This window comes from Bradyrhizobium sp. CW1 (genome assembly GCF_023100665.1).
GTDB classification, from domain to species: domain Bacteria; phylum Pseudomonadota; class Alphaproteobacteria; order Rhizobiales; family Xanthobacteraceae; genus Bradyrhizobium; species Bradyrhizobium canariense_D.
Map to the genome: position 1 here is coordinate 7,920,410 of NZ_CP064684.1, position 22,128 is coordinate 7,942,537.

A 22,128-nucleotide genomic window follows, 5' to 3' on the forward strand; every position below is an offset into this window, starting at 1 on the left:
GGCGGATTCGTCTCGTCCACCATGGCCGGAACCTTGGCGGCTCACTTGCGCGGAGTGGCTGGCCGAGCCCCGCTCCAAGCAAGCTCGCTCTAGCAACTCAACGCAAGACGATTTTCATCGCTCGCGCGCCAACTCCGGATCAAAAAAAGGATGGTGCACAAACTCCGGCTGGCCCTTGGGCCATGCCGGGCATGGTGCATGGCAATAGGGACGCGGGCGGCACAAGTCCGCCGAGGGAGGAATTCTTGGCCGTTCGTTACTACGACTGGATCGCCCACCATGGCCGCCGCACACCGAACAAGATTGCGGTGATAGACCTCGCGAGCGAGCGCCGCTTTACCTATGCGCAGCTCGACGCGCGCATCTCGCGTCTCGCGTCATTTCTGCGCCATGCGCTGAAAGTCTCGCGCGGCGAGCGGGTCGCGGTGCTGGCGCTGAACACGACCGATACGCTGGAGGTGCAATTCGCCTGCGGGCGGTTAGGTGCGATCTTCGTGCCGCTGAACACCCGCCTCACCGTTCCCGAACTCCAGTTCATCACCGCAGATTGCGCGCCGAAGGTGATGATCCACGACACCGATCTCGCCGAAACGGCGCTGGCCGTGGCAAGGCTCTGCGGCATTGCGACGAGCCTGCTGCTTGGCCCCAGCGGGACTTATGAGGCCGGCATCGCCGCCGCAAAGCCACTCGAGAAAATCGAGGAGGTGACCCTCGATGACGTCTCGACCATCATGTACACCTCGGGCACAACGGGTCATCCCAAGGGCGCCACCATCACCCATGGCATGACCTTCTGGAATTGCGTCAATCTCGGCGGCCCCGCCTGCATCGGGCCGTCCTCGGTGCTGCTCACCGTGCTGCCGCTGTTCCACACCGGCGGCCTGAATTGCTACACCAATCCGGTGCTGCACGCCGGCGGCACCGTGATGATCATGCGCGCCTTCGATCCCGGCACGGCGCTCGGCCTGATCAACGATCCCGCACAGGGCATCAACGTGTTCTTCGGCGTGCCCGCGATCTACCAGTTCATGGCCCAGCATCCGGCGTTCGCGACCACCGACCTCGGCCGGTTGATCGTGGGAGGTGTCGGCGGCGCACCAATGCCGGTGCCGCTGCTCAAGGTGTGGGAGGCGCGTGGCGTCGCACTCCAGCAGGGCTACGGCATGACCGAGACCTCGCCGGCCGTGCTGGTGCTCGACCGCGAGGATGCGGCACGGAAAGCCGGCTCCGCCGGCAAGCCGGTGCTGCACACGGAAGTGCGCATCGTGCGTCCTGACGGCGGCGACGCCGATGTCGGCGAACTCGGCGAGCTCTGGGTCAAGGGACCGAACATTACGCCCGGCTACTGGAACAGGCCGGAGGCGAACAAGACGTCGTTCACCGATGGCTGGCTGCACACGGGCGACGCGACACGCGTCGATGAGGAAGGTTTTTATTACATCGTCGACCGCTGGAAGGACATGTACATTTCCGGTGGCGAGAACGTCTATCCGGCCGAGGTCGAGAACGTCCTGCACCAACTCGACGCTATCGCGGAAGCCGCCGTGATCGGCATTCCCGATCCGCAATGGGGCGAGGTTGGCCTCGCCATCGTCGCGGCCAAGCCCGGCCAGCGGTTGACCGAGACAGATGTCTTCGCGCACTGCGCGGCGAATCTCGCGCGCTTCAAATGTCCACGCCAGGTCCGCTTCGTCGATGCGTTACCCCGCAACGCCACCGGCAAGATCCACAAGCCGACCTTGCGCAAGGAATTCTCAGGCGCCTCGGAAGTCGACAAGAAAGCCGCCAACGCCTGATCAAAGCGCCCCTCTCGCGGGCACTTTTCTTTTTGACGTGCGTGTTCCAACCCAGAAAAGCCAAGGAATTTTCATGAACAAGAAACTCTCCCTGCTCGCCGCAGCAACGGCGCTGATGCTGCTGACAGCCCAAACCGCGTATGCGCAAAAGGCGTACGACACCGGCGTCACCGACACCGAGATCAAGATCGGCAATGTCGAGGCCTATTCCGGCCCGGCTTCCGCCTACGGCGTCATCGGCAAGACCGAGGAAGCCTATTTCAAGATGATCAACGATCAGGGCGGCATCAACGGCCGAAAGATCAATTGGATCTCCTACGACGACGGCTACTCGCCGCCTAAGACCGTTGAGCAGATCCGCAAGCTGATCGAGAGCGACGAGGTCTTCCTGGTGTTCAACGCGCTGGGCACGCCGACCCAGACCGCCGTGCAGAAGTATCACAATTCCAAGAAGGTGCCGCAGCTGTTCCTCGCCACAGGCGCCAGCAAGTGGAATGACCCGAAGAACTTTCCCTGGACGATGGGCTTCCAGCCCAGCTACCGCGTCGAGGCACAGATCTTCGCGAAGTATATTCTGAAGGAGAAGCCGGACGCGAAGGTCGCGATTTTTTATGCCAACGACGATTTCGGCAAGGACTACCTTGCCGGCATCAAGGACGTGTTCGGTGACAAGGCATCGAAACTGATCGTGGCCGAAGAGAGCTACGAGACGTCGGAACCCTCGATCGATGCTCATATCGTCAAGCTCAAGGGCACCGGCGCCGATGTCTTCGTGAACATCGCCACGCCGAAATTCGCGGCGCAGGCGATCAAGAAGATCGCGGAGCTGGAGTGGAAGCCGATGCATCTCATGACCGATGTCTCGGTGTCCATCGGCGCGGTGATGAAGCCTGCCGGCCTCGAGGCATCCGAAGGGGTGCTGTCGGCTGGTTATCTGAAGGATGCGTCGGATCCGCAGTGGAAGGATGATGAGGGCATGAAGAAGTTCATGGTCTTCGTCGACAAATACATACCCGGTGCAAATATTTCGGACGCCAATCTGGTTTACGCCTATGCCGCAGCCCAGACCATGGTGCAGGTGCTGAAGCAGGCGGGCGACAATCTGACCCGTGAGAATGTGATGAAGCAGGCAGCGAGCCTCAAGGACTTCGTGCCCGACACACTGATCCCGGGCATCAAGATCAACACCTCCGCCACGGACTTCGCGCCGATCGAGCAGCTCAAGATGTGGCGGTTCAAGAAGGGCCAGTGGGAACTGTTCGGCGATATCATCAGCGCCGAAACGGGCGGCTAGTTCGACTGAGAGCAACAGCCTGAATCGACCGAATAGCGGCCGAAGGGCCGCTATTCTTTTCCAGCAAGCGACGGCGCTGTTCCCGCGCTTTCAACCTCGATCATGTCGTCGCCGACGTCGATGCCCGCGATCGGCAGGCCGAGACGACGCGAATCGCCGACGCCCCTGAACATGGGGCATGCCCAGGCGAGGGTGGCGATGCCTGACGGCGGCAGATCGAGGCTCAGCCTGTAGCTGTCACAACCGGTCACGACCGCTTCGGGGCGGATGGCCGTGCCATCGACATAGAATCGCGTGTCTATCGTATCTAGCGGTGCGCGAAGTGCGGGGCTTCGAACGCGGACAATGGTGCGGCCCGGCTTCCCCTTGATGCGCACGGCTGCCTCTGGTTCGCTCCAGCGGAAAGTGTGACCGGCAGAGAACTCTTCGGCATGGAATCCGATCTGCGCGACAACGCGCTCACCAAGGAGCCCGTCAACAGGTCCCGCATCTCGTCCGAGACGGTGAATGCAATCGAGCCTCTGATGCCGGATCAGCGCGGCGATGTATCGCCGCATCCATCGCGCGATCGCATCGCTCGATCCGGCGGCCGTCACAGCGACCAGCACGGCCCGCGCGTGCCATGCCGCCAGCCGCGCGAAACCGCGCGCGCCGAGACCGCCGAGCAGCGCCGGCACGGCCCAACGCCATACCGCCAGCCATTTCTCGCCAGGCCCTCCCCCGCCGTCACCGAGGCTGGAGCGCAGGAGCGCGTTCAGTGCATTGCGGGCGAGCGACGCGCCGGCCTCGCTCCGCGAGCTCCACTCGACCGGAATGTCGAGCAGCTCGCTGCCGGCATCGTTGCGGGCCTCGCTCAGATAGCGAATCTCGCCTTGCACGAAGTCGAGCGTGAATTGCTTCAGCTCGCCGATCTCACCGACATAGTAGTGATGGAAGCGCGCCTCCTCGAGATAGCCGATGGAATGACCTCTCGCGTGATAGGCGGCGGCGAGCACCCATTCGGCGAAATGACCGAGCTCCTCGCGCAGGCCGCCGCATTCCCGGTAGACGTCGTGCCGCGTCACGAAACACTGATCCAGGACCTTGCGCCAGGGATGCTGCTTCATACCGAACTCGATGTCGGCCTGGTACATGGCGGCCTCTGCCACGGATAACCGGTTATGGCAGATCGGGATCGAACGGCAGGAAAAGCCGGCCCAATCGGGATGAGCATCGATCGCGCGAATGCAGAGTTCGATCACGTCGGGTTCGGGCCGGCAGTGCGATTCCGTGAAGAACAGATAGCTGCCGCGCGCCTTCGTCGCGCCGAATGCGCAGAGCCCGATGTCGTGTTCGGAATCGGTGAATTCGAGGCGAGCCCTGTTGCCGGCCAGCGCCTTCAACTGCTCGCGTGCCGTGAAATCCGGAGGCACGACCAGAATGATCTCGTAGAGCGATGTGTCGGCAGTTTGCGACGTCCAGCCGAGCCAGGACATCTCCCACTGCCCGCGGTGAGATTCGAGCGGGATAATGATTGAGAACAGCGGAGATTCGCCGTCGTAGAGTGCGGACGCGTCCTGCATGTCCCCTTATAGACGCATGCTCGTCATTCCGGATAATTTCTTGCGGGCTATACCGACAGAAACAGCGCGAACGATTCTTCCACCGTTAGGCGCAGAAGCTTTTGGTACAATTCGTGGTTAGCATCGCCGGGCGCGACCCGACCCAGCGAGGGCTTCGCGAAGTTTCGGAGCGGCACATAAGCGATCGGCGCTGCGATCGGCGTCAGCTGCGAGCCGGGACCGGCGCGGAGCGTCGAGATGATCCCGTACATCTCGCCGGCGACCGTCGGCCGCGACACAGTGATCACGCGATGCTGGCCGTGCTTGATGATGACGAGATAGATGAAGCCGGCTGATGCGGCACGGCGACCTCGCCGGTGTGTTCATAGGCGGCATCGGTCCGCTCGCCCTCGCGGAACACCAGTGAAGAGACCTTCGGCTCCCAGACGATCTCGGTGCGGTAGGCGAAGATCGCGTCCTTGTCGCCGAACGACGGTCGCAGCGTGATGTAGACGTCCTCGAGCCACGTCACCGCGCGATGGGCATAGGAGCCGAGGCTGTCGGGCGCGACATCGTTTGCGGCCGGAGGCGTCACTACGGCGGCGCTTCTGCGCAGGGAGACGCCCAGCGCCTGCTCCAGCCGCACCGTGGTCGCCAGCGTGAACGGCCGTCGGCCGCCGAGCACCTTCTCCAGCGTCGACAGGCTGAGCTTGGCCTGCTCGGCCAGCGCCTGCCGGGAGATCCGGCGCCTGGCGAGCGCTCCTCGCGAATGGTCTCCGCGATCTCGCGGCTCTGCTCGTCCGACAGCTGCTTGTCGGTGAATTTGTCCTGCGTCTGCATCGTGGCCCTGCTCCAGGACGACATCCTAGCAGGACGGACAAACCAGCACAAAACCGCACTTCGCCATCTCGGAGGCGGCCGGCCGGGCCGGCCGTGGCGGAACATTGCCGATCATTCTGCTCGCGAAATCGGGCCGTCCCGGCGGATGCTCGGGGCCAGCAAACATGCTCGGGAGCAGGCCAAATGGATACTTTTGACACGACGGACAGCAACGAACACCCTTGGCTGGGCAGACTGATCGTGGTCGGACTGTTCCTTCTGGCGCAGGGCATCGCGGTGATGCTGGTCGCCTTCGTGGCCCTGCTGGTGAGCTTCGAGCCGGGCTGGTCGGCGACGACGGAGCAGGCCAGCCTGCTCCAGCCCGGCGATGCCAAATCCGGTTCTCTCCTCCTCAAGGAGGATGGCGCCTACACGGAAGCGATCCGCCTCGGCATCGACGTCGACATCACGGTGTCGGGCCCGACACTGCGAGCACGAGTCACCCAAATCTTTCGCAACCCGACGAAGGACTGGGTCGAGGCGACCTATGTCTATCCGCTCCCCGCGGACGGCGCCGTCGATTCGCTGAAGATGGTGGTCGGCAACCGCGTCATCGTCGGGGACATCAAGGAGCGGCAACAGGCGCGCATGATCTACGAAGAGGCGCGCCGCGCCGGCCAGAAGGCCGCGCTCACCGAGCAGGAGCGGCCGAACATCTTCACCAACTCGGTCGCCAATATCGGCCCTGGCGAAACCGTGCTGGTGCAGATCGAATATCAGGAGCCGGTGCATCAATCCGGCAACGAATATTCGCTGCGCCTGCCGCTGGTGGTCGGGCCGCGCTACAATCCGGCGCCGATCGTCCAGAGCGTCGATTTCCGCAACGATGGCTCCGGCTGGGGCGCGACCAACTCGGACCCGGTGCCGGACCGCGACCGCATCTCGCCGCCCGTGCTGGATCCCGCCAGGAATGCACCGGTCAATCCGACCAGCATCACGGTGCGTCTGAACGCCGGCTTTGCGCTCGGCGAGTCACGAGCCCCCATCATAACGTCAAGGTCGCGAGCCCGGACAATACGATGCGAATCGTCTCGCTTGCCGACGGTGCCGTGGCTGCCGACCGCGATTTCGAACTGACCTGGAAGCCAGCGGCCGTGAAGGCGCCGTCGGTCGGCTTATTTCGCGAGCGCGTCGGCGACGCCGATTATTTGCTTGCCTTTGTCACCCCGCCCGCCGCCGAGCAGGCGACGCAGAAGCCGCGGCCGCGCGAGGTGATATTCGTGATCGACAATTCCGGCTCGATGGGCGGCACGTCGATCGTTCAGGCCAAGGCGAGCCTCACCTACGCGCTCTCCCGTCTCCAGCCGACCGACCGTTTCAACGTCATCCGTTTCGACGATACCATGGACGTGCTGTTTCCGGTCTCCGTCGCGGCGGATGCCGAGCGTGTCGGTGAAGCCACCTCGTTCGTCAGCGCGCTGCAGGCGCGTGGCGGCACCGAGATGGTGCCGGCGATGCGGGCCGCGCTGACCGACAAGCTTGGCGACGCCGGCATGGTTCGCCAGGTCGTATTCCTGACCGACGGTGCGATCGGCAACGAGCAGCAATTGTTCGAAACGATCACGGCGATGCGCGGCCGCTCGCGCGTGTTCATGGTCGGCATCGGGTCGGCGCCCAACACCTATCTGATGACGCGCGCCGCCGAGCTCGGCCGCGGTGCCTTCACCCATATCGGCTCCGTCGAGCAGGTCGAGGAGCGCATGCGCGGCCTGTTTGCCAAGCTCGAGAACCCGGCCGTGACCGGGCTGAGCGTAAAGTTCTCCGAAGCGAAGGCCGACGTCACACCGACGATCATTCCCGACGTCTATCGCGACGAGCCGCTGGTGCTGGCGGCAAAGCTCGACACGCTTGCGGGCTCGGTCGAAATCAAGGGCCGCGTCGGTGACCGCCCATGGTCGGTGACGCTGCCGCTGCAAAATACGGCCGAAGGCAACGGCCTGTCGAAGCTTTGGGCCAAGCGCAAGATCGCCGATGCCGAAGTGGCGCGCACCCTGCGCGAAATGACGCCCGAAGACTCGGACAAGGCAATCCTGGCACTGGCGCTCGACCATCAGATCGTCACGCGGCTCACCAGCCTCGTCGCGGTCGACAAGACGCCGAGCCGTCCCGAAGGCGAGCCGCTCAAGCCCAGCGAATTGCCGATCAACCTGCCGGCCGGTTGGGATTTCGCGAAGGTCTTTGGCGAACGACAGCAGGTCCCAGCGCAGCTCCGCGAGCGTCACGCCGATGCACGCAACCAGCCGGCCACGAGGCGACCGACGCCCGCTGCACCGGATGCGATCCGCCTGCCCAAGACCGCGACCTCGGCCGAGCTGAAAATGACCGCAGGCCTGATCTTGGTCGTGCTCGCCCTGATCCTGTTCGTGTTCAAGCGGCGTCAGTCCTTGCTCACTGACGCCGCTTGAGAGAGGAGCCCCCCGAACTCCTCTGTTAGCGCGCGCGGCTGCCCGTCCCACACACCAACGGCCGCGCGCGCCTTTTTGAACTCGCCCTCTCACCTTCGTCATTGCAAGCGAAGCATCCAGAAACTCATCCACGGAGACAGTCTGGATTGCTTCGTCGCTTCGCTCCCCGCAATGACGGGAATTAGTACAATGCCGCGCATCATCTCTCCCCTCGCTCTCGCCCTGATCGGCATCATCCTGTTCGGCGACGGCGCCTACATCCATGCCAAAGCATGGCTCGCGCAGGTGCTGCTGGAGCGCGCATTCGACCAGAGCGTTGCGACCGGCGAGGTGGTCAGGCCATGGTCATGGGCCGATACTTGGCCGGTTGCGCGAATCGAGGTGAGGCGGATCGGCGCCCGCGCGATCGTACTGGAAGGCGCGAGCGGCCAGGCGCTCGCTTTCGGGCCCGGCCATATCCGCCAAACGGCTGACGCGGGCGAGCGGGGCGTTGCCGTATATGCAGCGCACCGCGACACTCATTTCCGTTTCCTGCGGAATGTCGCCATTGGTGACCTGATCGACGTCACACGCAGTGATGGCAAGCACTTTCGTTTTCGCGCGGATTCCTCCGCTGTGGTTCGCTTCGATGCCTCGGGGATCGATCCTGCGGCACGGGCAGCCGAACTCGTGCTCGCGACCTGCTGGCCGTTCAACGCCGTCGCGTCCGGCCCCGAGCGCTACATCCTGCATGCTACCCTGATCGGCACTGATGAATAGCGGTTCGCAATCGATCCGCACCCCCCTCTTGAATCCGCCCGACCTGTAGGGACAATGCCGCTCGATGGAACCCCTGAACCGGCGCCGTCGACCGCAGACCCATCAGAATGGCCTATTGAGCATTTCCGCTGTAATTTGCGAGAAGACGGTGATGGATGAGGAGTTCAGGCAGCGTCTCGAACAGCTGGAAAGCCGCGTCGCGCTCCTGGAGAGGAACCAGGATCTTATCGCCGCCGGGCAAAGACGCTCCTCGCTTCGGAGCCTCTGGCGCCGCCCGCCGATGTGGACCTTCGAGCAATATCCGCCGCGCCTGCTCAACCTGACGGCTTTCCCGCGAGCTCCTGCGATCCATCCGGGCGCGCCCAGAATCGCGATGGTCACTCCGAGCTACAACCATGCGCAATATCTCGGCGCCACGATCGACAGCATCGTCAGCCAGAACTATCCGGACCTGTATTATCACGTGCAGGACGGCGCCTCGATCGACGGCACGCTCGATCTCCTGAAGAGGCGCGGCGATAGCCTGAGCTGGAGCAGCGAACCGGACAAGGGGCAATCCAGCGCCATCAATCTCGGCTTCGTCGGCGCCGAGAGCGAGATCATGGCCTATCTCAACAGCGACGACGTGCTGCTGCCCGGGACACTTGCGTATGTCGCAAATTACTTCATCGCACATCCGCGTGTCGACGTCGTCTACGGCCATCGCGTCTTCATCGATCGCGAGGGACTCGAGGTCGGCCGCGCCGTGCTGCCGCCTCATGACGGCAAGGCGTTGCGATATGCCGACTACATTCCGCAAGAGACGATGTTCTGGCGCAAGCGCGTATGGGACAGGATCGGGCCGATCGACGAGAGCTTACACTACGCGATGGACTGGGACTTCATCCTGCGGGCGCAAGCCGCAGGATTCAAATTTGCACGCTTGCCGCGATTTCTCGCCTGCTTCCGAATCCATGACGCACAAAAGACGGCATCGACCTATGCGGTCGGCGTCAGGGAGATGGGCATCCTGCGGCGACGCATTCTCGGCTTCGAACCGACACAGATGCAGATCCGGCGCGCCATCGCTCCTTATCTGGCGAAGCAGCTGGCCTATCACTACGCCTACAAGCTCGGCATCCTGCGATACTGAACCACGGCGCGAGCAGTGATCCCAAAATGTCGATCACCAGGGCTTGGCGCGCGCTCATTCCACCGCACGGCATACCCGCCCACGTGGTTGCCAGTCCGAAGAACTCGCCATAGAACAGAGTGACGCACCGCCAACAAGAACAACAGGTGAGGTCACACCATGGAAGCTCGCGTATCTGCCGCCTCAGCTTCATCGCGCCCATGGTCTCCGCCGCCCGATGCCAGCGACATCGTCAAGGGCATCCACGCCATGCTGCATCCGCGCAACATCGTGCTGGTGGGCGCGACCGACAAGCCCGGCAACTATGCCGAGCGCATCTGGAACAATTTGGTCAAATACGGCTACGAGGGCGGGCTCTATCCCGTCAATTCCAAGCGCGACACCATCTGGGGTGTCCCCTGCTACAAGGACTTTGCAAGCCTCCCGGAGAAGCCCGACCACGTGCTGGTGCTGGTGCCGGCGCGCTTTGCCGTGCAGGTGATCCGCGATGCCGCCGCGGCCGGCGCGCGCTCGGCCACCATCGTCACCTCGGGCTTCAGCGAGTTGCAGGACGAGGAAAGCCAGAAGCTCGCCGCCGAACTGCAAGCGGCCGTGCGCGAGACGGGATTGGCGGTCACCGGCCCGAACTGCCTCGGCAATTTGAGCGCGGGCGAAAAGCTCTTCACCAATATCGACGACCGTATCGTCACCATGGAACAGGGCGCGGTGGCGATTGCCGGGCAATCCGGCGCCATCGTCATGGCGATCCGCCAGGCCCTGGAAGATCGCGGCGTCGGGGTCGGCTACATGGTGACGACCGGCAACGAGGCAGGGCTCGAGACGCCGGACCTGATGCGCTATTTCGCCGAGGACCCAAGCATCAAGGTGATCGTGGTCTACCTCGAAGGCGTGCGCAACACCAAGGCATTCCGGGACGCCTGCAAGGCGGCGCGCGCCGCGAGCAAACCGGTGATCGCGCTCAAGCTCGGAGCGTCCGAGGGCGGCCGCGCGGCGGCGATGGCACATACCGGCGCGCTCGCGGGCTCGATCGAGACCTTCGACGCCATTGCAACGCGCGAAGGGGTCATCAGGGTCGGCGGGCTCGACGAGCTGATCGAGACCACCGAATGTTTCGTCCACGCCGCAGTGCCCAGGGGCGACCGGCTCGCCGCAGTGACGCTATCCGGCGGCAAGCGCGGCATGCTGATCGACGCCTTCGATGCAGAAGGCCTGAATTTTGCACCACTCAGCTCGCATGTCGGCTCGGAGCTGGCAAAGATGCTCGGGCCGGGCTCGATCGTCGGCAACCCGCTCGACGCCGGCTTTGCCGCGGTGGTCGATCCCTCCGTCTACATGAAATCGATCGGGCTGATGATCGACGACCCCGATATCGACATCGTCATCATCGATGCCGAGCTGCCGAAAGCGCCGCACGAGCTGCGCGAGCGCAATCTGCGCATCGTCGACGAGATGGCGAGCCGGGCCGGCAAGCCGGTGATCTATATCAGCGCGATGTCGATCGGCTTCACGGAGTTCACCAAGACCTTGCGCAAGTCGCTGCCGCATCTCGCGGTCATGCAGGGCATGGATCGCGCGGTGACTGCGATCAAGTCGCTGCTCGACTACGCCAAGCTGCGCAAGGAAGTGCCTGATATCGTCTCCAGCTCGAAGCCTGCAGCGCGCGCCGTGCTTGAGAAGGCGCTGAAATCGGCAATTGGCGCCGCGCTCGACGAGGTCGCCTCCAAGAAGCTGCTGAAGGCCTATGGCATCCCGATCTCGAAGGAGGCAATCGCACAGACGGCAGCCGAGGCCGTGAAGATCGCCAAGCAGATCGGCTTCCCCGTCGTGGCCAAAGTCGTCAGCGCCGAGATCCTGCACAAATCAGATATCGGCGGCGTGGTGCTGAATCTCAACAACCCGGCCGCGGTGAAGAAGGCGTTCGCCGACATCACCGCGCGGCTGAGCAAGCTGAAGGGCAAGCCGAAGCTCGACGGCATCCTGATCGCGCAACAGGTGAAGGCAGATCTGGAACTGGTGGTCGGCGCCTCCCTCGATGCCGAGATGGGCCCGGTCGTGCTGTTCGGCACTGGCGGCATCGACATCGAGCTGATGAAGGACGTCGCGCTCGCCGGCGCGCCGCTGGACGAGGCTGAGGCTCGACTCCTGATCGGCCGCACCAAGGCCGGTATCAAGATGCGCGGCTATCGGGGCAAACCGGCCTTGCACGAGGCCTCCGCGGTGAAGGCGCTGGTCGGCCTGTCCAACCTGATCGCGGATGCTGGCGACCGGATCGCCTCGATCGACGTCAATCCGTTCCTGATCAATGCCAAAACAGGCGTCGCCGTCGATGCCCTGATCGTGCTGAACAATGCTGCGGCCAAGAACACCGCCGGGCATTGATGTCGCTGAGGGCGGTTTAGCGCAGCGTAATCCGCCAATCCTTGCGACAAAACGCGAGAGGAAGTGGCGGGTTACGCTTCCCTAACTCGCCCATCCTATTATTGCGGCCACGCCATCATCCTTCCAACTTCCCCGCTTTGGCCGTAAAATCATCCCGCATGGCACGCGCGAGCAATCTGGTGATCGGAACGGCGACGCTGGCGGTGATCGCCGTGGCGTTCGGCGGCGTGCTCGGCGTGCAGAAATGGCGCACCCTCCAGAGCCGCAGCCAGTTGCGCGTGGTATTCGAGGGGGGCTCCGCCAGCGGATTGCGCCGCGGCGGACCGGTCAATTTCGATGGCGTCCCCGCCGGCCAAATCCTGTCGATCAAGCTGGACAATCCGCGCAAGGTCGTGGCCCTGGTGATGCTCGACAATACCGCGCCGATACGCAAGGACACCGTCGCGGGCATCGAGTTCCAGGGCCTCACCGGCGTCGCCGCGGTCTCGCTGATCGGCGGCGCGCCCTCGGCGCCGCCAGTGCCGCTGGACTCGGACGGCGTCCCCGTGCTGACCGCCGATCTCAGCGATGCCGAATCGATCGTCGACACCCTGCATAGCGTCGACCGTACGATCGTCAGCAACGCCCCGGCGATCAAGGAAGGCCTGCGCACGTTCGAGAACTACACCGCCGATCTCCGGAGCAAGGGCGGCGAAATCGATTCCGTCATGGCCAGGGTCGACAGCGCCTTCGCGGGCTTCGACAAGGCGGTCACAAAGATCGAAGGCGTGGTGCCCGGCTTTGCCGACGGCAAGGCGGATGAGCTGTTCGAAAAGATCCAGGGATTGCACGAACTCGCCGACACCATGAAAAAGAAATCGGCGAACTTCCTCGATGACATCCGTCGCTCGCTGCTCGACGTCAGCGAAGCCGCCAACAAGATGAGCGGGACACCCACGCCGGCCGCCGCTCCGCGACCGCCCCGGAAGCCGGCGCAGCAGAAACGGTAGCGCCTACCACGCGTAGCGGACGACGCCCTTGCCGGCGTAAGAGCGGGTGACGTTCGAGAACTCGCCCTCGAAAGTCGCCGACGCAGACCAGCCGTTCATCCAGCTCATCTGCACCGCCGCTGTGGTCAGCGCGGAATCGTGTGCTTGGGCGGCGCCGTTCACCACGAACGCCGATCCCGGCAACGTTTGGAAGACCGCACCGATGGTGCGATCCGGATTGTAGTCATGCGCCCAGGCGACGCGGCCGCGCAAGGTTATCAGGCCGCCGGCTGCGGCAAAGGACTTGTCCGCGCGCAGGCCGAGTTCGGTGCGGGTGCTGGTCACGTCCTTGGCGGCATAATTCAGCGCGAAGACGTTGCTGCCGACCACAGCGAACTCCGAATAGCTCGGAAGGCTGAACACGGTGGCCTGGAGCGCCGCATAGGGGGTGAGGCCGATCCACTGCCAGGCATAGCGATAGCCGCCCTCGACACGGCCCGAGAGCGCGTTGGCGTTGAACTGCGCACGCAATTGATCCACGCCGGCGGCGGTGACGATGCGATTGGTCGTGACGTCCTGCCAGCCATAGGCCAGCGCGGCCGTGACATAGGCCGGTCCTGCGTTGTGACGCACGAAGGCGCCGGCCTGGAACAAATCCGAGCGGCCCCAGCCGAGCCCGGTGACATTGAAGCCGGTGCCGCCGCCGGCGAGCGCAAAACCTACGATCGTCGACGGCGAGAAGCGATAATCCAGACCAACCGCCGTGCCGTACACGCTGCTGGTGGCGTTGTTCGAGCCAAGCGCCGCATTGCCGTCAGTGGCCTGCGAGCCGCCATAGCCGGCGGCCCAGACGTCCCAGCGCTGCTCGAATGTCAGCGGCGGTGCCTTGCGGTAGATCGAAGCAAGGGCTTCGTTCGCGTTCTTGCGGGTCGCGGCATAGGCAGTCGCGTTCGTCTCGTCGGCATAGGGCGTCGCGCCCGGTGCGCCGCCGCGTCCCGCGCTGAAGACGTCGGTCAACAAGCCGATAAATTGGTTCATCGCATTGAACGTCGTCTGCTGCGATCCCGTCCCTGATTCGCCGGAGGCTTGCGTCAGTCCCGTCGGCGAGAGATTCGCCAGCACCACGGGAAGGCTGCCGGTGTTGTCGAAGTAGTGCGTCAGAATGTTGGCGACATTCTGCTGGTTGATATTGAGGCCGCCGCCATAGCCCAGCGCGAGATCCAGGAAGACGTTGTTGGGGTCGTAGCTCAGGGTCGCATGCAGGTTCGATGACAAACCCGCGACGACCGGATTGAAGCTGTCGGGCAGCGTGCCCGCGTTCAGGATCGTGTAGTGCTTCGCGATCGAGCCGGTCGGTACGACGACGACCGTGGCGCCGGCGAGCGTCGCCGTTCCCGTGACGACCGCGACGCCGTTGCTGGTGCCCGAGACCTGCACCATGTAGTGCGACGCCGACGTAAACGAGAGATCACCGGACACGTTGAGCGTCCCGGTGGGACTGCCCGGTGCTAGCGTACCGCCGTTGACGGAGATGGAGCTTCCGACCGTGCCGACGCCACCGAACGTGCCGCCGGCCGCGACACTCACATTGCCATTGATGGTGCCGGCCAGCGTGAGCGTGCCGCCCAGCACGTTCCAGTCCTGATTACCCGTGCCGGTCACCGTCCAGGTCGAATTGTCGACCTTGTTGAAGGTCGAGAAGCCGTCATACTGAAGAAGGGGACCGATCAGGTCGAGGTTGAACGTATCCTTGCCGATGCCTCCGAGCTGGAACGTGTCGACGCCAGTGCCGAGCACCAGGCCGTTGATGATGCTGCCGGGTCCTAGCGTCAGCGTGTTGGGGCCGCAGACACAAAACTCGATTGCAGCGATTCCGGCCGCAGCGTTGATGGTCCCGGAGTTGAAGACGTTGGCCCCGCCGCTCACGCTGATGCCGACGCCGCCAGCACCGACGGTGATGGTTCCGGTATTGACAACGTGGTTTGTCGTTGTGAACGAGCTCACGTCGATGCCGAAGCCGGAATCGCCGACCGTGATCGTACCTCTGTTGATGATGGTGTTGGAATCACCGAGAGCTACGATGCCCTCGGCGAAATCGGCCCCTGTGATCCGTCCATTGTTGCTGATCGTGGAGGACAGGCCCGTAAACGCGATGCCCGCACCGCCCAGACCCACGCTGATCGTCCCGTTTTGGTTGATCGCGACCCGATTGCCCTGCACCGCAATGCCGGCGGACGTGCCATCGCCCGACTTGATCGAGCCACTATTGGTGACCTTGGCGTCATCACCGAACAAGGCGATGCCGGCACCAAAGTCGCCGGCCGTGATTGCGCCGAAATTGCTGACGATTTGAAAACTACCCTGCATAAAGATGCCAGCGGCACCCTGCCCGACCGAAATCGTGCCGGTGGCGGTGTTGGTGACCGTGTTGTTATCCATGGTCGCAACGATGCCGCCGGAGAAGCCGGAGGAATCGCCGACCTTGATCGCGCCTGCATTGGTCACGGTCGTGCCACCGAACGAAGCGAAAATCCCGATTGAATCATCGAGTCCGGTGATCGTGCCCGTCGCGGCGTTGGTGATCGTGTTGCTCTGGACCGCGAAGATGCCCGCGCCCGACGCGCCGATGGACAGCGCACCGCTGTTGCTAACGCTATTGTTGTTTCCTACCGAGATCGCGCTGCCGTGGTCGCCGGTGGTGACGGTCCCGGCATTGATGATGATGTTGTGATCGAGCGCGGAGATACCGAGGCCGTTATCAAGCACCGTGATGGCGCCGTTGTTGGTCACGGTGTTCGAATTGCCGCCATTGATGCCGGTGAGGCCCGAGCCCGCCGCCACCGTGCCGTTGTTAGTGATGACGTTGGTGTCATTGACGTTGATCGCCGCCGTGCCGTTATCGTTGACGCTGGCGCCAGTCAGCACATTTACGGTCAGATTGGTGACGCCGCCGCTTGCCGCAAAGCCGTCGGCATCGGTGCCGCTACAGGTGACGGTCTGCCCGCTTGCCGCCGGGTCGGGCGCGCAGTCCGCCTGCGCAGGTGTCGCCGATAGGCCGAGGCTGAGAACGACCGCCACGACAGACGAAGCGACCGCGGCAAGGCGCAGCCCAATCCGACCAGCCTTCGGCGGCCCAAATTCCACTTTGATGCCCTCAGTCCAGCGCTCCCCAGCGGCGCCGCCGGCAAACTAGGCCGCCGGGCCCCTCCGTGGAACTACGGAATCGGCGGAATCGCTGGGGGACAGCAAAACCGGACTGATTCAGCGGACCATGTTGCACCAGAGGCACGCTTTTCCGGCGCAGCCTGGTCGATCCACGACGTTTGCGTGTGCGGTTCGGTCGCAGTATTGACCGTCGTTCACATCAATGACTGATCATCTGGGGCGGCGCCGCGTCCCAACGGGAGCGAGCGGCACGCCTTCACACACACTGATTTGGGCAACGGCTTAGTAATTGGTGGGCGCCGCTTCATTCGGGATGCCGTCGATCGGGCATTCGGCGGTACCGGGCGTCGCGCGCGTCATCGCCTCGACCATGTCCCGGGTGCCTTCGGGATCGGCGATCCAGTTCTTGTAGAAATCATAGGGGCAGACGGCGAGGCCGCGCGGGCTTTCGCCGGAATTGATCATGCCGGTGTAGCCGCGGTGGACCAGCTTGTAGAGATGGTTCTGCGACTGGCCGTTGCGGCGCGCATCGCGGATCAGATGCTTCGACAGCTGGGCATATTGGATGCCGTAGTCCTCCTCGCCGCACTCGCCGAGGGTGCGGCCGTCGAAACCGATGATCGCGGAGTGACCGAAGTAAGAATAGACGCCGTCGAAGCCGGCAGCGTTGGCGACCGCGACATAGACATTGTTGGCCCATGCCATCGCTTTTGAAATCAGGATCTGCTGCTCCTTGGCCGGATACATGTAGCCCTGGCAGCGCACGATCAGCTCGGCCCCCTTCATGGCGCAGTCGCGCCAGATCTCCGGGAAGTTGCCGTCGTCGCAGATGATCAGGCTGACCTTCATCCCTTTCGGGCCGTCGGAGACATAGGTGCAATTGCCGGGATACCAGCCCTCGATCGGCACCCACGGCATGATCTTGCGGTACTTCTGCACGATGTCACCCTTGTCGTTCATCAGGATCAGGGTGTTGTAGGGCGCCTTGTGCGGATGCTCCTCGTGGCGCTCGCCGGTGAGCGAGAACACGCCCCACACCTTGGCCTTGCGGCAGGCCTCCGCAAAAATCGCGGTCTCTTCACCGGGCACCGCGCAAGCGGTCTCATACATCTCCTTGGAGTCGTACATGATGCCCTGGGTGGAGTATTCCGGGAAAATCACCAGGTCCATGCCGGGAAGGCCGGTCTTCATGCCCACCACCATGTCGGCGATCTTGCGGGCGCTGTCGAGCACCTCGGCCTTGGTGTGCAGGCGCGGCATCTTATAGTTGACCACCGCGACGCCGACGGTGTCGTTGCTGCTGGAGATGTCACCGTGAAGCATTTGAATTGCTCCTCTACTCTGTTTGAGATTGCCGCGTGAATCAGTGACTGATCATCCAGGGCCGCGCGGTGGGAAAACCCTTGGCACCGCTCCTGGTCTTGGTCACCAGCCGCGCCGGCTTGTTCTTATCCGGCGCGTTCTTTGACGAATTCTTGCCCGTGGAGCAGCAGCCGCAACCGGGGCCATGCGAGGCCTTGTATTGCGCCAGCGTCTGCGGCGCGTGCGTGCTGCGCTCGTTGGCGGCGTGAGCCTTGCGCGTCTCCGACGGCATGCAGAAGAAGTTCGGGGCGGTCAGAATCACGCGGGGCGCCATGATTTCACATTGCGGACAGGCTTGCGGATCGTCGCATTCGGCCATCGGGCGCATATCCTTGAACGGACCGCAATCGTCACAGAGATATTCATAGACCGGCATCGCATCATCCCTACGCTGTTGTCTGTGAGAGAACTGTCGCGGCGGATGCGGGGCGGCAGATACGCCGTCTCGCATCCGGTCGCGCAGGGATTACTTGTCCGGCGATATCGGCATCTGGATATCGCCCTTGATGTGCTTGATCGGACCTGCCGAGGACGGCATCACGTCGAAGTCGAAGATTTCCGTCGGCAGCCATAATGTGGCACAGGCATTGGGCACGTCGACGACGCCGGAGATGTGCCCCTGAACCGGTGCCGTACCAAGGATCGAATAGGCCTGGGCGCCGGAGTAGCCGAACTTCTTCAGATATTCGATCGCATTCAGGCAGGCCTGGCGGTAGGCGATGGTGACGTCGAGATAGTGCTGCTTGCCGGCCTCGTCGACCGAGATGCCTTCGAAGATCAGATAGTCCTTGTAGTTCGGTGTGATCGGCGACGGCTTGAAGATCGGATTCTTGACGCCGTACTTCGCCATGCCGTCCTTGATCACCTCGACCTTCAGATGCAGCCAGCCGGCCATCTCGATCGCACCGCAGAAGGTGATCTCGCCGTCGCCCTGACTGAAGTGGAGATCGCCCATCGAGAGACCGGCGCCGGGCACGTAGACCGGGAAGTAGATCTTCGAGCCGCGCGAAAGGTCCTTGATGTCGCAATTGCCGCCATGCTCCCGCGGCGGCACGGTGCGCGCGCCTTCGGCTCCGATCTTGTCCTTGACCTCGCCCTTGGCGCGGCCGCCATGAGCGGTCGGCGCGAACGGCGGATTGGCGAGGCCGGGCACACGGGTCGGATTGGTTGCGATCAGCTCGGCCTCGCGCTTGTTCCAGGTGTCCAGCATCTTCGGATCGGGGAGACAGCCGATCAGGCCGGGATGGATCAGGCCGGCGAAGTTGACGCCCGGAATATGCCGCGACGAGGTGTAGAGACCCTTGATGTCCCAGATCGACTTCTGCGCCAGCGGGAAATGATCCGTAAGAAATCCGCCGCCGTTCTGCTTGGAGAAGAAGCCGTTGAAGCCCCACATGCTCTCCTTCATCGGGCCAACGTCGAGCAGGTCGACGACGAGGAGGTCACCGGGCTCGGCGCCCTTGACGCCGATCGGGCCGGAGAGGAAGTGCACGATCGACAGATCGATGTCGCGCACGTCGTCGGCGGAATCGTTGTTCTTGATGAAACCGCCGGTCCAGTCATAAGTCTCGATGATGAAGTCGTCGCCGGGATTGACCCAGGCCACGATCGGAATGTCGGGGTGCCAGCGGTTATGCACCATGTCATTTTCATAGGCCGACTTGGTGAGATCGACCTTGATCAGTGTCTCTGGCATCGAGAGGCTCCCCTTTTACACGGTTGGTTAGACGGACAGATATTTCGAGACCTGTGCGGCATCGACGGCGCCGCGCGGATCATCACGGACGATCTCGCCGTTCTCGATCACCAGCACACGGTCGGCGATATCGAGCGCGAAGCTCAGGACCTGCTCGGACACGACGATTGAAAGCCCCTTCTCGTCGCGGATGTGCTTGAGCGTGCGCGCCATCTCCTTGATGATCGACGGCTGGATACCTTCGGTCGGCTCGTCGAGCAGCAGCACTTTTGGCTTGGTCGCCAGCGCACGAGCGATCGCGAGTTGTTGCTGCTGGCCGCCGGAGAGATTGCCGCCACGGCGGTCCTTCATCTCCAGCAGCACCGGAAACAGTTCGTAGATGTCACCGGGCACTTCGGTTCCGCCGGAGACCACGAGGCCGGTCTCGATGTTCTCCTTCACCGTCATGGTAGAAAAGATCATGCGGCCTTGCGGCACATAGGCGAGCCCCTTGGCCACCCGCTCGTAGCTCGGCAGGCTGCCGAGCTCGGCGCCGTCCATGGTCACCGAGCCACTCTTGGCCGGCAGGATCCCCATCAGCGATTTCATCAGCGTGGTCTTGCCCATGCCGTTGCGACCCATGATCGCCACGATCTCGTTGGGCGCGACTTTGACGTTGAGCCCGTGCAGCACCTCGCTCTGGCCGTAGGCGACGTGAAGATCAGAAATAGCCAGCATCGTCGCGCTCCTTAGTGACCGAGATAAACTTCGACGACCTTGGGATCGTTCTTCACCTTTTCCATGGTGCCTTCCGAGAGGATCTGGCCCTGGTGAAGCACGGTGACCTTGTGCGCGATGTCCTCGACGAACTTCATGTCGTGCTCGATCACGAGCACCGAGCGGTTTTTGATGATGCGGTTGAGCAGCTCGGCGGTCTTGGTGCGTTCGGACACGCTCATGCCGGCGACGGGCTCGTCCAGCATGAGCAGGTCAGGATCCTGAATCAGCAGCATGCCGATCTCGAGCCATTGCTTCTGGCCATGACTGAGCTCGGAGGCATAGGTGTTGAGCTTGTCCTTGAGGAAGATCATCTCGGCAACCTCTCCGACGCGTGACCTCACCAGCTGGTCACGCTGGAACGTGAGTGAGCCGAATACGGTGCGGCCGCGCGGAAACGAGATCTCGAGATTCTCGAACACGGTGAGGTCTTCGAACACCGACGGCGTCTGGAACTTGCGGCCGACGCCGGCCTTGACGATCTCGTTCTCCTTCAGCTTGGTCAGCTCGGTCCCGCGAAACTGGATCGAGCCTTCGGTCGCCTTGGTCTTGCCGCAGATCAGGTCAAGCACCGTGGTCTTGCCGGCCCCATTGGGGCCGATGATGACGCGGATCTCGTTCTCCTCGACGTAAAACGAGAGATCGTTGACGGCCTTGAAGCCGTCGAAGGAAACCGTCAGCCCGGAGACCGCGAGCAGGAATTCCTTGGGCTGATGACCGACGAGCATGATCTATCTCCTCACTGCCAGCGTGGCATCGGCATCGCGATGACCGACGAGCATGACCTATCTCCTCACTGCCAGCATGGCATCGGCATCGTGATGACCGACGAGCATGATGGTCTCCTCACTCTGCTGGTGCGCCGTCGGCAACCGAATTGTCGCTCCAGCCCGGCTTCTTGCGCGAGGCGAAAAGGCGGTCGACGCGCGGCTGCACATAGTCGGCCCAGAGCCCCGACAGGCCGTTCGGGAAAGCGAGCACGACCGCGATGAACAGCGCGCCGAGACCAAACAGCCAGAGTTGCGGAAAGGATTCCGACAGGCTGGTCTTGGCGAAGTTCACCAGAATGGCCCCCCATATCGCGCCAAAGATCGACATCCGTCCGCCGACCGCGGTGTAGATCACCATCTCGATCGACGGCACGATGCCGACAAAGGACGGCGACATGAAACCGACATTGAGCGCGAACATGGCCCCGCCGATCGCGGCGAAAACCGCGGCCATACAGAACGCAAAGATCTTGAAGTTGGCGACGCTGTAGCCGGAGAAGCGGACGCGGTCCTCCTGTTCGCGCATAGCCACCAGGATGCGGCCGAGCTTGGTCAGGCGGATGAACTGCGCGATGCCGATGCAGGCGAACAGCAGCACCACTTCGACGAAGTACAAGATGACCTTGGCGTGGTCGGGCCGGATGTCCCATCCCTTGAGGGTGCGCAGGTCGGTCATGCCGTTGATGCCGCCGGTGTAGCCCTGCTGGCCCACGATCAGGATGGTGAGGATGGCCGCCACCGCTTGGGTGATGATGGCAAAGTAGGTGCCGCCCACGCGCCGCTTGAACATCGCAGTGCCGATGATCAGCGCGAAGATGCCGGGGACCAAGATGATGGCGAGGATGGTGAAGGCGAGACTGTGAAACGGCTGCCAGAACAGTGGCAGTGACGTGATCTGATTCCAGTCCATGAAGTCCGGGATGCCTGGCGTCGACTGGATTTTGGTATTTTCGACGCTGGAGGCCTCCAGCTTGAGGAACATCGCCATGCAATAGCCGCCGAGGCCGAAGAACACGCCCTGCCCCAGACTGAGAATGCCGCCGTAGCCCCAGCACAGCACGAGACCGAGCGCGACGAAGGCGTAGGTCAGATACTTCGCGACGAGGTTGAGACGGAACACATCCAGCGAGAGCGGCAGGATCACGAACAGCACGGCGGCCAGCACGAGGAAGCCCATGAGCTCGGATCGATTGAAGAAGCGTGAGTTGATGACCATGACTTGCCTG

At 63.1% G+C, this 22,128-nt stretch carries 14 protein-coding genes and 2 pseudogenes; 7 read left to right on the forward strand and 9 right to left on the reverse strand.

All coding sequences use genetic code 11. The features are described from left to right. The first annotated feature begins 245 nt into the window (after positions 1-245). Positions 246-1,796 carry a long-chain fatty acid--CoA ligase gene (locus IVB54_RS37875; RefSeq protein ID WP_026233060.1) on the forward strand — a complete coding sequence of 517 codons (1,551 nt, stop codon included), beginning with the start codon at positions 246-248 and terminating at the stop codon, positions 1,794-1,796. A gap of 73 nt (positions 1,797-1,869) precedes the next feature. After that, complete coding sequence (locus tag IVB54_RS37880) at positions 1,870-3,090, forward strand: ABC transporter substrate-binding protein (RefSeq protein ID WP_247295930.1); 1,221 nt, start codon at positions 1,870-1,872, stop codon at positions 3,088-3,090. Positions 3,091-3,140: 50 nt separating this feature from the next. Here the strand turns inward: IVB54_RS37880 and IVB54_RS37885 are convergent, their stop codons facing one another. Further along, positions 3,141-4,652, reverse strand: a complete 1,512-nt coding sequence (locus IVB54_RS37885; protein WP_018455954.1) for a glycosyltransferase family 2 protein — start codon at positions 4,650-4,652, stop codon at positions 3,141-3,143. A gap of 47 nt (positions 4,653-4,699) precedes the next feature. Beyond that, positions 4,700-5,471 (reverse strand): annotated as a pseudogene (locus IVB54_RS37890) (helix-turn-helix transcriptional regulator). Between the two features lie 183 nt (positions 5,472-5,654). Here IVB54_RS37890 and IVB54_RS37895 point away from each other — a divergent pair. The 5 genes and pseudogenes from IVB54_RS37895 (at position 5,655) to IVB54_RS37915 (ending at position 13,174) form a co-directional block, all read left to right on the forward strand. Further along, positions 5,655-7,915, forward strand: a pseudogene (locus IVB54_RS37895) (marine proteobacterial sortase target protein). Between the two features lie 189 nt (positions 7,916-8,104). Then, positions 8,105-8,674, forward strand: coding sequence for a class GN sortase (locus tag IVB54_RS37900; protein WP_085361925.1), 570 nt, complete (start codon positions 8,105-8,107; stop codon positions 8,672-8,674). Positions 8,675-8,825: 151 nt separating this feature from the next. Beyond that, positions 8,826-9,806, forward strand: coding sequence for a glycosyltransferase family 2 protein (locus IVB54_RS37905; protein ID WP_085361926.1), 981 nt, complete (start codon positions 8,826-8,828; stop codon positions 9,804-9,806). Positions 9,807-9,965: 159 nt separating this feature from the next. Next, on the forward strand, positions 9,966-12,185 hold the full coding sequence (locus IVB54_RS37910) for an acetate--CoA ligase family protein (protein ID WP_026233059.1): 2,220 nt from the start codon (positions 9,966-9,968) through the stop codon (positions 12,183-12,185). 158 nt (positions 12,186-12,343) lie between these two features. Then, positions 12,344-13,174, forward strand: a complete 831-nt coding sequence (locus tag IVB54_RS37915; RefSeq protein WP_018455949.1) for an MlaD family protein — start codon at positions 12,344-12,346, stop codon at positions 13,172-13,174. A 3-nt stretch (positions 13,175-13,177) separates the two neighbouring features. On the opposite strand, the gene IVB54_RS37920 is transcribed toward IVB54_RS37915, so the two are convergent. From IVB54_RS37920 to urtC, 7 genes are all read right to left on the reverse strand, one after another. Next, a complete protein-coding gene (locus IVB54_RS37920) occupies positions 13,178-16,297 on the reverse strand; it encodes an autotransporter domain-containing protein (RefSeq protein ID WP_247295926.1) in 3,120 nt (1,039 codons plus the stop codon). A 303-nt stretch (positions 16,298-16,600) separates the two neighbouring features. Then, complete coding sequence (locus IVB54_RS37925) at positions 16,601-17,641, reverse strand: aliphatic amidase (RefSeq protein WP_018455947.1); 1,041 nt, start codon at positions 17,639-17,641, stop codon at positions 16,601-16,603. Between the two features lie 40 nt (positions 17,642-17,681). Next, entirely contained in the window at positions 17,682-18,056 is a 375-nt protein-coding gene (locus tag IVB54_RS37930; protein ID WP_018455946.1) for a zinc ribbon domain-containing protein, read from the reverse strand. A 90-nt stretch (positions 18,057-18,146) separates the two neighbouring features. Then, complete coding sequence (gene fmdA / locus IVB54_RS37935; RefSeq protein WP_007598072.1) at positions 18,147-19,376, reverse strand: formamidase; 1,230 nt, start codon at positions 19,374-19,376, stop codon at positions 18,147-18,149. A 27-nt stretch (positions 19,377-19,403) separates the two neighbouring features. Beyond that, positions 19,404-20,093: an urea ABC transporter ATP-binding subunit UrtE gene (gene urtE / locus IVB54_RS37940; protein ID WP_018455945.1), complete on the reverse strand. Its 690-nt coding sequence runs from the start codon at positions 20,091-20,093 to the stop codon at positions 19,404-19,406. A gap of 11 nt (positions 20,094-20,104) precedes the next feature. Beyond that, complete coding sequence (gene urtD, locus IVB54_RS37945; RefSeq protein ID WP_018455944.1) at positions 20,105-20,860, reverse strand: urea ABC transporter ATP-binding protein UrtD; 756 nt, start codon at positions 20,858-20,860, stop codon at positions 20,105-20,107. A gap of 118 nt (positions 20,861-20,978) precedes the next feature. Continuing rightward, positions 20,979-22,118, reverse strand: coding sequence for an urea ABC transporter permease subunit UrtC (gene urtC / locus IVB54_RS37950; RefSeq protein ID WP_018455943.1), 1,140 nt, complete (start codon positions 22,116-22,118; stop codon positions 20,979-20,981). Positions 22,119-22,128 lie beyond the last annotated feature (10 nt).

Excerpts from the sequence above, each read along its gene's own strand:
- IVB54_RS37925 (WP_018455947.1), bottom strand. The coding sequence starts at position 17,641 with ATGCTTCACGGTGACATCTCCAGCAGCAACGACACCGTCGGCGTCGCG.
- IVB54_RS37885 (WP_018455954.1), bottom strand. The coding sequence starts at position 4,652 with ATGCAGGACGCGTCCGCACTCTACGACGGCGAATCTCCGCTGTTCTCA.
- fmdA (WP_007598072.1), bottom strand. The coding sequence starts at position 19,376 with ATGCCAGAGACACTGATCAAGGTCGATCTCACCAAGTCGGCCTATGAA.
- IVB54_RS37900 (WP_085361925.1), top strand. The coding sequence starts at position 8,105 with ATGCCGCGCATCATCTCTCCCCTCGCTCTCGCCCTGATCGGCATCATC.
- IVB54_RS37880 (WP_247295930.1), top strand. The coding sequence starts at position 1,870 with ATGAACAAGAAACTCTCCCTGCTCGCCGCAGCAACGGCGCTGATGCTG.
- IVB54_RS37910 (WP_026233059.1), top strand. The coding sequence starts at position 9,966 with ATGGAAGCTCGCGTATCTGCCGCCTCAGCTTCATCGCGCCCATGGTCT.
- IVB54_RS37930 (WP_018455946.1), bottom strand. The coding sequence starts at position 18,056 with ATGCCGGTCTATGAATATCTCTGTGACGATTGCGGTCCGTTCAAGGAT.
- urtE (WP_018455945.1), bottom strand. The coding sequence starts at position 20,093 with ATGCTGGCTATTTCTGATCTTCACGTCGCCTACGGCCAGAGCGAGGTG.
- IVB54_RS37905 (WP_085361926.1), top strand. The coding sequence starts at position 8,826 with ATGGATGAGGAGTTCAGGCAGCGTCTCGAACAGCTGGAAAGCCGCGTC.
- urtD (WP_018455944.1), bottom strand. The coding sequence starts at position 20,860 with ATGCTCGTCGGTCATCAGCCCAAGGAATTCCTGCTCGCGGTCTCCGGG.
- IVB54_RS37915 (WP_018455949.1), top strand. The coding sequence starts at position 12,344 with ATGGCACGCGCGAGCAATCTGGTGATCGGAACGGCGACGCTGGCGGTG.
- urtC (WP_018455943.1), bottom strand. The coding sequence starts at position 22,118 with ATGGTCATCAACTCACGCTTCTTCAATCGATCCGAGCTCATGGGCTTC.